Consider the following 13,089-nt stretch of genomic DNA (forward strand, 5'->3'; position numbering starts at 1 on the left):
ATGATGGCGCTGCATTGAACAAAGGTCGTGCAGCATGATATCGCGCAATCAGCGAATGCCGACCGACGCCCGTGCGACGACTGATGAGGTAGGCCCTAACGTGGCCGCAGAACCGATTCTGAATTAAAGGAGAACCTGTCATATTATGACGCTCAGATAGAAAGAGACGAGACCGAGACCAAGAATGATGATCAGCAGGAACCTAAAAGGACCAATCAGAACGATCAATCTTTCAAGGTTACTCATGCCAGAACTCCGCCTTGGAACAGTGCAGCCTAACGAACAAAGTTAACCGGCCCAACCGAGAGCCGGAAATCTAAAGCATGAAGGTGGTCGCGCACGGTTGGGTCCGGGTTGAACGAGAGGTTAGGCGTCAATGTCGATTTGGCATAAGACAAAAATCAAATAATTCGGGGATCTCCATGGTCGCCTTAATATGATTTTTTTAAATCTCTTACCATTTCGATTTTTAAAGTAAGAGAGTTCTCCCTTAAGTTGATAAAGAGTCATTACATCTTCATGTCCAGTAAGCACTGTCATTGTAACGCTTCGACCAACCTTCTTTCCATTGATTTGATAGACTTGAGCATTACTGTCTTTTAGCTCACCGGAGATCGTTCCATTAGGTTTGAATTCGATGACGCCTGTTCCTTTAGGCCCAACGAGGTGTGATGTACCAAGCGATAACACAACAAACGACCAATTGTTCGATGTCTGGTTTTGTGCAATTGATTGTGGACCCGCCAATGCTAAGGTCATGCAAATTATGCTGCTGGGTAATTTTGTTGGATTCACCGCTGACGCCTAACGAACAAAGTTAACCGACCCGACCGTGAGCCGGGTGTTGAGTGGAGACGAGATATCCGAATGCCCGAAGGAGCTTGCAGCAACCCACGGTTGGGTCCGGTTGAACGAGAGGTTAGGCTGAGTACTGGACTGGTTTTGCGACATGTACCGACTCGATGAAATTTTTGACGCGACTACGGGAGAACGAATGATGGCCGACTTAAATGAAGATCGTGCCCACATGATACGACCAAAATACCAACTGACGACCGATGCCAGTGAGACGCCGGACGATGTTGGCCATGACGTGACCGCCGAAATTGGAAAGATCAAAGGAGCAGCTTTTGAAATTTGGACGCTACCAACCGCATGAATCGTATTGCCAGAGATCTGCCCGCTTGCAGCCTAACGAACAAAGTTAACCGGCCCGACCGTGAGCCGAGTGTTGAGTGGAGATGAGATATCCGAATGCCCATAGGAGCTTGCAGCAACCCACGGTTGGGTCCGGTTGAACGAGAGGTTAGGCAGAGATGGGGGCATTGGTTTTTGAACCATTGAACGAGAATACCGATCGAGCTTGACGAAACGATGCCAGAAACCCTGCCCCGTGCCTAGGAGCCGACGCGATGGCTGATGTACGGAAGAATGATCCCCTGCTTCCGAGCGGAACGGACCAATCGGGGCCTAGCGGAACCGCGGGAACCGAAACCGTGTACTGTGGCGGGCCCAATGACCATGTATGGCCAGGAGAAAGGTGCCTCGCTCCGCGATGGCCGAATGACCGCCGTTGAGCAAGAAGCTGGAACACAAAATCAATTTTGACAAAGATCCTGATCGTTGGCGCCTAACGAACAAAGTTAACCGGCCCGACCGTGAGCCGACTGTTTAAAGCATGATGGCAGCAACCCACGGTTGGGTCCGGGTTGAACGAGAGGTTAGGCCGAGGACAAATCATTGTTGGGCCTTTTGAACTCTTGACCAGATTGAGTCTGGGGTAGAGCTTTGCCAGACTCCTCGCAAAATCCGCTTGAAAGTCTCATTTCTTGCAGCTTCTCGTTCAACGGAGCTTATGAATTCAGCACCATGCATGGATAAAAGGGTTTCCAGCAGCCCAGCCCCAAGCATTGAGATCTGTTTATCTTTGAGGGTTCTGCCTGATATTTCGAGCAAGAAATCCCAAACGAGTTTTGGAGATTCTCTCACCCAATCGTCGAGTAGTTCGTCGGCGAAGAATCGACTTTCAGCTCTGCCCATTCCTGTACTTGGAAGACACAGCCAAAAATCAACCAATTGAGCAGGTGTCGGATCCATGGCGCCTAACTATGTATTGTGCGGAGGTGGAAAAGGGGGTGGTGGTTCGTATAAACCGGGAGGGGGGGCTCCGGGGAGGGAGGTGGTTGGGTACGGTGCGGTTGTGATGGGCGAACTCGGCGGGGGGCTTGACAGGCGAAAAAAAGGCGATAGATTGTGTTGTCCCTTATCTTTTGTGACTGTTGGAGCTGTCCGGAGTTTACCGCAATAGGTGAACTGCGGTGATTGGAGCGAGACCTGTGTTTGATCTGAATAGGCAGACGGGTGGAAAGCGGATGGAGACCCCTGAGCCGCAACCGCCAAGGCTCCTGGAGCAATTGCGGGAAAGCCTTCGCATCCGGCATTACAGCCTTCGGACTGAAAAAGCCTATTTCGACTGGGCGCGGCGCTACATCCTCTTCCACGGCAAGCGGCACCCCAGGGACATGGGGGCGCCGGAAGTGCAGGCCTTCCTGACCCACCTGGCGGTGGAACGGCAGGTGTCGGCTTCCACGCAGAACCAGGCCAAGGCCGCCCTGGTCTTCTTGTATCGGCATGTGTTGGACCTGGATCTGCCCTGGCTCGTCGAAGTCATCCATGCCCAGCGCCATCCGCGGCTGCCGGTGGTGCTCACGCCGAGCGAAGTGCGGGTGCTGCTGGACCAGCTGGAGGGCACCATGGCCCTGGTGGCGCAGCTGCTCTATGGAACGGGGATGCGGCTGATGGAGGGCCTGCGCCTGCGGGTGAAGGACGTGGAATTCGAGCGCCGGGAGATCGTCGTGCGGGACGGCAAGGGCGGCAAGGACCGCGTCACCATGCTGCCGGACCGCCTGGTGGAGCCGCTTCGGGCGCATCTCGAAAAAGTCCGCCTCCTGCACGAGAGCGACCTGGCGGAAGGCTTCGGCGAAGTCTTTCTGCCGGACGCGCTGGCGGAAAAATTCAAGATCGCGCCCCGGGCCTGGGGTTGGCAGTGGGTCTTCCCATCGAGCCTCCGCTCCGTGGACCCGCGCTCAGGGGCCGTCCGCCGCCACCACCTGCAGCCTGAAAGCGTGCAGAAAGCCATCCGGCTGGCCGCGCGCAGCGGCGAGATCGTCAAGCCCGTCACCCCGCACGTGCTGCGGCACTCCTTTGCCACGCACCTGCTCGCGGCGGGCCACGACATCCGCACGGTCCAGGAGCTGCTGGGGCACAAGGAGGTCGAAACCACCATGATTTATACCCATGTGCTGAACCGCGGCGGCAAGGGCGTGCCGAGCCCGCTGGACCAGATCTGCGAAACGCCGCTGCCCTACCAATGCCAACGGGAGCCCCGCTTCGGAAACGGTGAGCCCGGATCTCCCGGATCCCAGGAATTGCCTGGGCTCCCCTTCGCATCGATGGTGCATCCGATGTGGAGAGACACCCTCTTTCCAGATGCGCACGAACCCGTTTGCGTTCCCGGTTGATAGCAGGGGGGTTGGCGCTTTGGGGGGGGGGGGGGGAGGGGGGGGGGGGGGGGGGGGGAGGGGGGGTAGGTGGGGGGGGGGGGGGGGGGGGGGGGGGGGGGGGGGGGGGGGGGGGGGGGGGGGGGGGGGGGGGGGGGGGGGGGGGGGGGCTTCGTGTCTTGGTGGTGAATTTTATCTTTTCGAATGCAAATGCGTATGATTGCCATCCGCCAGGGAAGAGCGCGGACCAAAGGATTAACGAATTGAGCCTCGGGCCAGGCTCCCTGCCAAGGTGCCCCGGACCTTCCGGCCTACTGGAATTCCACCGGCGGATTGCCCTGCCAGGCGCCGCCCATCAGCATCGTCGTCACGGGGACTTCGGGGGTCTTGACGCCGCGGTGGCTCATGCAGGTGTGCTCGGCCACCACCTTCACGCCCCAGGCCGCGGGGCAGAGGTGGGTTTTCAGCGCATCGAAGATCTGCCGCGTCATGCGCTCCTGCACCTGCAGGCGCCAGGCGAAGGCCTGCACCACGCGCACGAGCTTGCTCAGGCCCACGGTGCCGCCCACGCCGGGCACATACCCCACCGTCGCGAGGCCCTGGAACGGCGCCAGGTGGTGCTCGCAGGTGGAGACGAAGGGGATGCGCGCCAGGATCACGGGCACCGGCGCCAGGGATCCGGGCAGCGCCTGCAGCTCCAAAGCCAGGTCAACTTCGTAGCCCGCGGTGCGCTCCGCCCAAAACTCCGCCACCCGCCGGGGCGTGGCCGCCAGTTCCGGCGCGTCCGGATCCAGGCCGAAACTTTCCAGCAGGGAGCGGATAGCGGCTTCGGCTTGGGATTCGTGGAGAGGCATGGGGGAATCCTATGCGAAAATCATAGTGCATTCGATCAACAAACCATCAGGTTCTGGGGACTTCATGAGCGACACCAAAGGCAATTCCAACGAAGTTCCAGGAGTCACCTATGCCGCGTCCGGCGTGGACATCAACCGCCAGGACGAGGCGTTGCGCCGCATCAAGTCCCATGTGAAGGCGACGAAAACGCCCGGCGTGCTGAGCGATCTGGGGTTGTTCGGCGGGCTGTTCGCGGCGAAGTTCGAGGAGGCCCGGCCCATCCTGGTGAGCTCCATGGATGGCGTGGGCACCAAGATGAAAGTCGCGCGGCTGGCGAACGTCTGGGACACGGTGGGCCAGGATCTGGTGAACCACTGCATCAACGACATCCTGGTGCAGGGCGCGCGGCCGCTGTTCTTCCTGGACTACGTCGCGGCGCAGAAACTCGAGCCGGAGATCATCGAGCAGATCGTCAAGGGCATGGCGGAAGCCTGCAAGGCCACGGGCTGCGCGCTCATCGGCGGCGAGATGGCGGAGATGCCGGGCGTCTACGAGGCCGGCGAAGTGGACGTGGCGGGCACCATCGTGGGCCTGGTGGATGAATCGGATCTGCTGCCCCGGCTCGGCCAGATGTTCGAAGGCGACGCGCTCATCGCCCTGCCCTCCAGCGGCCTGCACACCAACGGCTATTCCCTGGCGCGCAAGGTGCTGTTCGAGGTTGAAAAACGCACCGTGGATTCCCTGCTTCCAGCCACGGGAAAAACCGTCGGCGCCTCCCTGCTGGCGGTGCACCGCTGCTACCTGGACCAGCTCCTGCCCTTCGTGAAGGCCAAACGCATCCGCGGCATGGCCCACATCACCGGCGGCGGCCTGACGGACAACCTGCCCCGCGTCCTGCCCAAGCACCTGGATGCGGAGATCGACACAAATAGCTGGGAGATTCCTGGCTTATTCCGCCACCTCATCGAGGCGTCGAAAATGCCCATCGAAGACGCCCGGCGCAGCTTCAACCTGGGCGTGGGCATGGTGCTCATCGCCGGCGAGACCGAAGCCCAGAAGCTGGTGATCGAACTGCGGAACGGCGGCGAGCAGGCCTGGATCCTGGGCCGGCTGGCAAAAGGCGGCGGCAAGGTGGTCTATCGTTGAATAGGGGGAGATGAAAAGGGGGTGGGGGGGGGGGGGGGGGGGGGGGGGGGGGGGGGGGGGGGGGGGGGGGGGGGGGGGGGAGGGGGGGGGGGGGCGGGCGGGGGGCCGCCCGGGGCCGGGGGGGGGGGGGGGGGGGCTCCCTCCGGCCCGCCGGGGGGGGGGGGGGGGGGGGGGGGGGGGGGGGGGGGGGCCCCCCACCGGACCGGCGGGGCGGGGGGGGGGGGCGCGGCCCCCCCCTTCCCTCATCGCGAAATGGACGAGTACCTTCCGAAACCTAGTCCCAGATATGAATACGGGCTTTCAACCCCTAGCGGAGCAAACCAGCAACCGAGGAAGTGATGGAACCCAACATCCTGATCGTCGAGGACGAGCCCTCCATCGCGGACACCATCGCCTACGCCCTGAGCACCGAAGGGTTCCGGCCGAGCCGCACGGGTCTGGGGGAAGCGGCCCTGGCGCTGGTTCTGAAGGGCTCCTTCAAGCTGGTGATCCTGGATGTGGGGCTGCCGGACATCTCCGGATTCGAAGTCTGCCGCCGCCTGCGGACCTTCTCGGACCTGCCGGTGATCATGCTCACGGCGCGCTCCGAGGAAGTGGACCGCATCGTGGGTCTGGAGATCGGCGCCGACGACTACGTGGTGAAACCCTTCAGCCCCCGGGAGCTGGTGGCCCGGGTGCGCGTGATCCTGAGGCGGCTGGACCGCGCCCATCCGCAGGCTTCCTCCACGGCCTTCCGGGTGGACGAGGCCAGGCACCGCATCGAGTTCCGCGGCCTGGCCCTGGACCTCACGCGCTACGAATTCCGGCTGCTGAAGACGCTGCTGGCGCACCCGGAGCAGGTGTTCACGCGGAGCCAGCTCCTGGAGCGGGTCTGGCCCGAAGCCGAGGAGAGCGGGGACCGCACCGTGGACACCCACATCAAGACCCTGCGGGCGAAGCTGCGCACCGTGGACGCCGAAGCCGACCCAATCCAGACGCACCGGGGGCTGGGGTACAGCATTGGCAGGATGTGAGGGAAGCGATGGCGCGGGGTGAGTCAGGGGTTCAAGTCCCAAGTCTCAAGTCCCAAGTCCTGAGTTCAGAGTCGAGAGTCGAGAGTCGAGAGTCCAAAGACTTAAAACTAAAGCCCTAGCGATGAACCTGGACGCGGCCTTCGGCCGCGCGAACAGCAGGTGCGCCAAAGGCGCCGCAAAACCGCTTGAGACTTGAGACTTGGGACTTGAGACTCAGGGCTTGCGACCCGGGACTTGGGACTTGAGACTCCTGCGCGCAGCGTTCCCCGCGCTATCCTTCCGGAGCGCCCATGAGACTCAGCTACCGCATCTTCCTCGGCTTCTTCCTGCTGGTGGGGCTTGCCACCTACTTCGTGCTGCGCATCTTCATGCAGGAGGTCCGGCCCGGCGTGCGGCAGGGCATGGAGGTGGCGCTGGTGGAAACCGCCAACCTGCTTTCGGAAGTGGCCGCGCCGGAGCTGAAGGCTGGAACCCTGGACCGGGGCCACTTCGCGGAAGCCGTGCGCCGCGCTTCGGAGCGCACCTTCCGGGCGCGCATCTGGGACGTGGACCTGCGGAAGGCGGGGCTCCGCGTCCATGTGATGGATGGCAAGGGCATGGTGGTGTTCGATTCCGAGCGGCTCGACCAGGGGCTGGATTTCTCGAGGTGGAACGACGTCCGCCGCACCCTGCGGGGCGAGTACGGGGCCCGGAGCACCCGGAGCGATCCCGCCGACGCGGCCAGCTCGGTCATGCACGTGGCGGCACCCATCCTGGACGAGGGCCGGATCATCGGCGTCCTGAGCGTGGCCACGCCCACCGCCAGCGTGGTTCCCTTCGCCCAGCGCAGCCAGCAGCGGGTGCTGCGGGCCAGCCTGCTCATCATGGCGGTGGCGCTGCTGCTGGGCCTGGGGCTCGCCTTCGCCCTGACCCGTTCGGTGGAGAGGCTCCGGGACTACGCCATGGAGGTGTCCCGGGGCCGCCGGGCCGTCCTGCCGAAGCTGAGCGGGGGCGAGCTTTCGGACCTGGGCAAGGCCCTGGAGACCATGCGCGAAAAGCTCGAGGGCCGGCAGTACGTGGAGCGATACGTCCATACCCTGACCCACGAGCTGAAGAGCCCGCTCTCGGCCATCCATGGCGCGGCGGAACTGCTCCAGGAGGACATGCCCGAGGCGGACCGGCAGCGCTTTTTATCGAACATCCGCGAGCAGGAGGAACGGCTCCAGCGCCTGATCCAGCGCATGCTGGACCTAGCCTCCGTGGAGCAGCGACAGAGCCTGGAACATCCCGCGCGGATTTCGGTGTCGGCGCTCGTGGACGGCGTGCTGGAATCTCTGCATCCTCGCCTGGCCCTGCGAAACCTGAAAGCGGATGCGGATATCCCAGCCGATGCCTTCATCCTTGGAGAATCCTTTCTGCTGGAACAGGCGCTCACCAATCTGCTGGACAACGCCCTGGAATTCTCAGAAACCGGTGGCGTCCTTCGCCTCTCCTTGGAGTCTTCTAGTGGATTCCATACGCTGCTCATCCGCGATTCGGGGCCTGGAATTCCCGACTATGCGCTGGAGAAGATCTTCGATCCGTTCTATTCCCTGCCCCGCCCGGATAGCGGCAAGAAAAGCACCGGCCTAGGCTTGAGCTTCGTGCGCCAGGTGGCGGAATTGCACGGCGGCAGCGTCCGCGTGGGCAATGTGGAAGGCGGCTGCGAGGCGAGGCTGAGGCTGCATAAAGCGTGATTCGTCTAGAAAATCGGAACCGCGAATGACGCGAATCAACGCGAATAAAAGAAATAGGGGTGTCGGTTTGAGAGTAAAAAAAAAAACAAGAGGAAGAAAGGGGCGCGAAGCCGGGGCTAGAAGAGAGGCGGGCGGGCGGGCGCCCGCCCGGGGGCGGCGCGCCCGCCCCGGCCCCGGCCGCGGCCCCCCGCGCCCCCGCGCCCCCCGCGCACGGGCCGAACAGCCAGGGGGGGGGGGGCCCCCGCCTGGTGGTGGTTGGGGCCGCGGGGCATCCAAAGAAAGAGACCCCCGCGGCCCCAGGGGGCGCAGGGGGGGCCCGGCCGGGGGGGGGCCCCGCGGACGCAGGGGGGGGGGCCGGGGGGGGGGCCCCCCGGGGGGGGGGCCCCGCCGCCGGCCCCCCGGCGTCGGGGGGCCGGGGCCCCGGGGGCCCGGCCCGCGCCCGGCGACCCCCCTCGGGGCCCTGGGCGGCCGGGGGGGGGCGGGGCGCCTGGGGGGGGGGGGGGGGTTTGGTGGTTTATTTTTTTTTTCGAATGCAAACTCGTTTGAGAGACCATCGTATTTTTTTCGCGTTCATTCGCGACATTCGCGGTTCCAAAGCTATTTCAAGACTTCACGCTCCCTTCACACACCTTCATCTTCCCTTCGCGGAAGGCATCCAGCCTGGGCCCATTCCTGATGGAGGACATTTATGCGCTGGAACCTGTTCTTGAAAGCTTTCGCGGTGATGGCCATCGCGCTGGTGCTGGTGATCCCGCTCACCATGATCTACGGCCAAGTGGAGGACCGGCACAGGCGCCAGATGGAGGTGGAGGCCAACGTGGCCGGCAGTTCCGCGGGACCCCAGCAGATCATCGGCCCTCTGGTGGTGGTGGACTATTCCATCCGCCTGGAGAAACAGCGCAAGGACGAGAAGACGGGCCTCGTCGTGACCTACGTCGAGGATGAAGCCCGGCAGCGGATCTTCGTCCCAAAGGAGCTGGCCATCAAGGGGGACGCGAAGGTGGAGGAGCGCAACCGCGGCCTTTACAAGGCCCAGCTCTACCACCTGGATTCCAAGCTCTCGGGCCGTTTCGCCATTCCTGCGGACATGGGCCTGGGCGCGGAATGGAAGGCGGCCCGGGGCGCCAGGGCGCACCTGGTCCTGGGCATCTCGGACCTGCGCGGAATCCGCAACCGGCCCGTGCTCCAGTGGAATGCGCACCCTCTCGAATTCGAGCCGGGGGACCTGGCCACCCTGTCCCACGGCATCCAGGTGGCCTTCCCGGAGGCCGCTGCCCTGGAGGGCCGGGAATTCAGCTTTGAAATTCCGCTGGAGCTCACGGGCACCAAGCGATTTTCCGTGGCGCCGGTGGCGGAGCGCACGGAGATGTCGCTGCGGTCGGACTGGCCGGATCCAAGCTTCGGCGGGCGCTTCCTGCCCCTGTCCCATCAGGTCGGACCCGGCGGATTCGAAGCCCGCTGGCAGGTGTCCAGCCTCGCCCGGAACCTACCGAAAATCCTCGAAGGAGGCAAGGAGCGCTTCACCGAAGAAGCCTTTGAAGTCGCCTTCATCCGGCCCGTGAACCTCTACCTGCAATCCGAGCGGGCGGTGAAGTACGGCTTCCTGTTCGTGGGGCTCACCTTCGCGGCCTTCCTGATGTTCGAGCTGCTCAAGCGCCTCCGCATCCACCCCATGCAGTACCTGCTGGTGGGGCTGGGGCTGGCCATGTTCTTCCTGCTGCTCATCAGCCTGGCGGAGCACATCGGGTTCCTGAACGCCTACCTCGCCGCCAGTTCCGCCTGCATCCTGCTGCTGGGCTTCTACCTCGAACATGTGCTGCAAAACCGCCTCCGCGGCTGGGGCTTCGCCGGGGCGCTGGCCCTGCTCTACGGCGTGCTCTACGGCCTGCTGATTTCCGAGGACAATGCCTTGATCATGGGTTCGCTGCTGCTCTTCTGCGCCCTGGCGGCCGTGATGCTCGCCACCCGGAAATTGGATTGGTACGGGATCTCCCAGAAAGGCGAAGTGGCCGGGTCCGAATGAACCCGTGTGAAAATCAGGTTCCGGCCCCCCCGGCCGGGACCTGGTCCATGAGGGGTCCCCATCTCGCCAAGCACGCCCAACGCCACCGGCCGCATCCATGCCCTGGACATCCTCCGTGGATTAATGGCGCTGGCGGTGGTGGTCTACCACACGTCCCTCTGGACGGAGCTGTTCGCCCCGGCGGGTGGCGCCACGACGATGCTGGCGAAGCTGGGCATCTACGGCGTGCAGGGATTTTTCGTCATCAGCGGCTTCTGCTTCTTCCACCTCTACGGTGGAACGGTGTTCGATGGCCCCGCGCTGCGGAGGTTCTTCCTGAAGCGGTGGATGCGGCTGGCGCCGCTGTTCTTCGTGGTGGTGGGCCTGAACCTGCTGTTCCATCAAAAAGCGGGGCCTGATCCGAACCTCCGGATGATCGCGGAGAATCTGACCCTGGCTTTCGGATTCTTCCATCCCAACCACGCGCTCGTGGTGGGCGGATGGTCCATCGGCGTGGAGGCGGTGTTCTATGCGGCCCTGCCCTCGCTCATCCTGGCCACCCGCGCGCACAAGGGCTTCCTCTACGTGTTCGCGGCGCTCCTGCTCTGGGCCTCGACGCCCTGGAGCCTCCGCTGGGTCCTGGAGGCCGAGCCCTGGAACCGATTCCATGCCTATGTCCAGGTGTCCAACCATGCCTTCCTGTTCCTGCTCGGCGGGATTCTGGCGCACCTGCGGTCCAGGACCGCCTTCCGCCTGAAACCCTTGCCCTTCGCGATCTTGCTGGCGGCGCTGGCCGCGATCACCTTTGGCCTGCACCGCGGCTTCTACGATCACTTCGACATCATGGCGGGGCCCGCCCGCTACCAGTTCTCGGCCCTATGCGTGGCGGTGGTGGGTTGTTTCGCCTTTGCCGACGTGAAGGAATCCAAGGGTGTCCATCCCTTCGTGGTGCTGGGGGATCTGAGCTATGGCACCTACCTGCTGCATCCGTTGGCCAACGCCCTGCTTCTGTGGCTGGGCATGGCCAAGCAGGGCTGGACGACCTTCGGCCTGGGCCTGGGCCTGACGCTGCTGCTGGCTTATGTTTCGTACCGCTTCCTCGAGAAGCCCGCCATGGCCCTGGCGCGAAAGTAAGCGGCTATCAGCTATGAGCTCATGGCTCATAGCTCATAGCTCATGGCTCATAGCTGATAGCTCAAAGCTCATAGCTCTTCCCCGATCCTTGGGATCGAACTAACATTCGATGATTGCTCATTGATAAGGATCCCCCATGACCACGGCCATGACCCTCGACTCCATTTTCCAGGACGCCAGCAAACGCATGAGCGTCTCCATCGAGACGCTGCGCAAGGAGATGGCCACCATCCGGACGGGCCGGGCCAATGCCAGCATCCTGGACACGCTCCAGGTGGAATACTACGGCACCCTTTGCCCCCTCAGCCAGGTAGCCAGCATCAGCGTGCCGGAGTCGTCCATGCTGGTGCTGCAGCCCTTCGACAAGACTTCGATCAAGGCCATCGAGACCGCGATCCTGAAAAGCGATCTGGGCTTGAACCCGGGCAATGACGGCAATGTGATCCGCCTGCCCATCCCGCCGCTCAACGAGGAGCGCCGGCGGGATCTGGTGAAGGTCGTCCATCGCCTGGCCGAGGAGATCAAGACCGCCATCCGCAACGTGCGCCGCGATGCCAACGACCATGTGAAGAAGCTCGAAAAGGACAAGGCCCCCGGCGTGAGCGAGGACACCGCCAAGAAGCTCGCCGACGAGATCCAGAAGCTCACGGATGCCCGCGTGAAGGAAGTGGACGAGGCCGTGAAGCACAAGGAAGCGGAGATCATGAAGGTGTGAGGGCTGAGGGTGTGGGTTGAGAGTCGAAAGTTTAAAAGTTGAAAGTTTAAAAGTTGAATAGTTAAAAAGTTGAAAGTCGAGAGTTGAGAAACGCGGGCCGAGGTTCGCATAGGCCTTGATTGAAATAATGGCGCAGAGGACCTCTGGAAAATCGAGGCCTTCAACGCTTCGACTTTTCGACTCTTCAACTTTTCGACTCTTCGACTCTTCGACTTTTCAACAATGGATTCCGTGCTTAAACCCCACCCATGGCCGCCCCCACCCTAGCCCTGCTCGCTCTCGCCTCCCTCGCCGCCGGTTTCATGGACGCGGTGGTGGGCGGCGGCGGGCTCATCACCATGCCAGCGCTGATGTTGGGGCTGCCCGCGGGCACGCCCTTGCCGACCATCCTAGGCACCAACAAGGTGCTGGCCTGCACGGGCACCACCATGGCGGCGGGGAAGTTCCTCCGGAGCGGCGTGATGCGCTGGCAGGACATGGCGGGGCCGGTCTTCGCCTCCATGCTCGGCGCCTGCGGCGGCGTGGCCCTGGCGTATTTTCTTCAAGGCCGGTTCGAAGCGCTGCTGCGCCCGGTGATGCTCGCGGTCATGGTGGCGATGCTGGCCTTCACCCTGCTGAAACCCGGACTCGGCCATCTCCACGCGCCGAAATTCGGCCTGGGCCATCAACGGGGGCTGGCCATGGCCATCGCGCTCTGCCTGGGCTTCTACGATGGCTTGTTCGGCCCGGGCACGGGGTCGGTGCTGATTTTCCTGTTCGTGGCGGTGCTGGGCTTTGATTTCCTCCGCTCCTCGGCGCTGGCGAAATCCGTGAACTGGGCCTCCAACATCACCGCCATGACCCTGTTCCTGTGGCACGGCAGCTGGATTCCCGTGGTGGCGCTGAGCATGGCGGTGGCCAACGGCGTCGGCGGCTACCTGGGGGCCCATGTGGCGCTGGAGAAGGGCAGTTCCTGGGTCCGGGCCATGTTCATCGCGGTGGTGTCGGCCTTGATATTGAGACTGGGCTGGCAGGTCTGGTTCGGATGAAG

At 63.2% G+C, this 13,089-nt stretch carries 12 protein-coding genes; 9 read left to right on the forward strand and 3 right to left on the reverse strand.

All coding sequences use genetic code 11. The features are described 5' to 3' along the window. Positions 1-366: 366 nt before the first annotated feature. The gene (locus tag IPQ13_06855; protein ID MBL0210616.1) at positions 367-795 is read right to left on the reverse strand and encodes a hypothetical protein; all 429 of its coding nucleotides are present in this window, start codon (positions 793-795) and stop codon (positions 367-369) included. A 154-nt stretch (positions 796-949) separates the two neighbouring features. Here IPQ13_06855 and IPQ13_06860 point away from each other — a divergent pair, with 154 nt between their 5' ends. Continuing rightward, positions 950-1,159, forward strand: coding sequence for a hypothetical protein (locus IPQ13_06860; GenBank protein ID MBL0210617.1), 210 nt, complete (start codon positions 950-952; stop codon positions 1,157-1,159). Between the two features lie 578 nt (positions 1,160-1,737). Here IPQ13_06860 and IPQ13_06865 read toward each other — a convergent pair. Further along, positions 1,738-2,097 carry a hypothetical protein gene (locus tag IPQ13_06865; GenBank protein ID MBL0210618.1) on the reverse strand — a complete coding sequence of 120 codons (360 nt, stop codon included), beginning with the start codon at positions 2,095-2,097 and terminating at the stop codon, positions 1,738-1,740. Positions 2,098-2,372: 275 nt separating this feature from the next. On the opposite strand from IPQ13_06865, the gene IPQ13_06870 reads away from it, so the two are divergent. Further along, on the forward strand, positions 2,373-3,521 hold the full coding sequence (locus IPQ13_06870; GenBank protein MBL0210619.1) for an integron integrase: 1,149 nt from the start codon (positions 2,373-2,375) through the stop codon (positions 3,519-3,521). A gap of 290 nt (positions 3,522-3,811) precedes the next feature. Here IPQ13_06870 and folE read toward each other — a convergent pair whose 3' ends face one another. Then, positions 3,812-4,354 (reverse strand): GTP cyclohydrolase I FolE, encoded by a 543-nt coding sequence (gene folE / locus IPQ13_06875; protein ID MBL0210620.1) that lies wholly within the window; start codon positions 4,352-4,354, stop codon positions 3,812-3,814. A 64-nt stretch (positions 4,355-4,418) separates the two neighbouring features. Here folE and IPQ13_06880 point away from each other — a divergent pair, with 64 nt between their 5' ends. The 7 genes from IPQ13_06880 (at position 4,419) to IPQ13_06910 (ending at position 13,087) form a co-directional block, all read left to right on the forward strand. Continuing rightward, the gene (locus IPQ13_06880) at positions 4,419-5,480 is read left to right on the forward strand and encodes a phosphoribosylformylglycinamidine cyclo-ligase (protein MBL0210621.1); all 1,062 of its coding nucleotides are present in this window, start codon (positions 4,419-4,421) and stop codon (positions 5,478-5,480) included. A gap of 335 nt (positions 5,481-5,815) precedes the next feature. Further along, on the forward strand, positions 5,816-6,493 hold the full coding sequence (creB, locus tag IPQ13_06885) for a two-component system response regulator CreB (protein MBL0210622.1): 678 nt from the start codon (positions 5,816-5,818) through the stop codon (positions 6,491-6,493). A gap of 290 nt (positions 6,494-6,783) precedes the next feature. Then, complete coding sequence (gene creC / locus IPQ13_06890; GenBank protein ID MBL0210623.1) at positions 6,784-8,208, forward strand: two-component system sensor histidine kinase CreC; 1,425 nt, start codon at positions 6,784-6,786, stop codon at positions 8,206-8,208. Positions 8,209-8,896: 688 nt separating this feature from the next. Beyond that, positions 8,897-10,231 (forward strand): cell envelope integrity protein CreD, encoded by a 1,335-nt coding sequence (gene creD, locus IPQ13_06895; GenBank protein MBL0210624.1) that lies wholly within the window; start codon positions 8,897-8,899, stop codon positions 10,229-10,231. A gap of 123 nt (positions 10,232-10,354) precedes the next feature. After that, on the forward strand, positions 10,355-11,344 hold the full coding sequence (locus tag IPQ13_06900; protein ID MBL0210625.1) for an acyltransferase: 990 nt from the start codon (positions 10,355-10,357) through the stop codon (positions 11,342-11,344). 148 nt (positions 11,345-11,492) lie between these two features. Beyond that, positions 11,493-12,059, forward strand: a complete 567-nt coding sequence (gene frr / locus IPQ13_06905) for a ribosome recycling factor (GenBank protein ID MBL0210626.1) — start codon at positions 11,493-11,495, stop codon at positions 12,057-12,059. 248 nt (positions 12,060-12,307) lie between these two features. Then, positions 12,308-13,087, forward strand: a complete 780-nt coding sequence (locus IPQ13_06910; GenBank protein ID MBL0210627.1) for a TSUP family transporter — start codon at positions 12,308-12,310, stop codon at positions 13,085-13,087. Positions 13,088-13,089: the final 2 nt, after the last annotated feature.

The organism is Holophagaceae bacterium (assembly GCA_016720465.1).
Lineage (GTDB): Bacteria > Acidobacteriota > Holophagae > Holophagales > Holophagaceae > JANXPB01.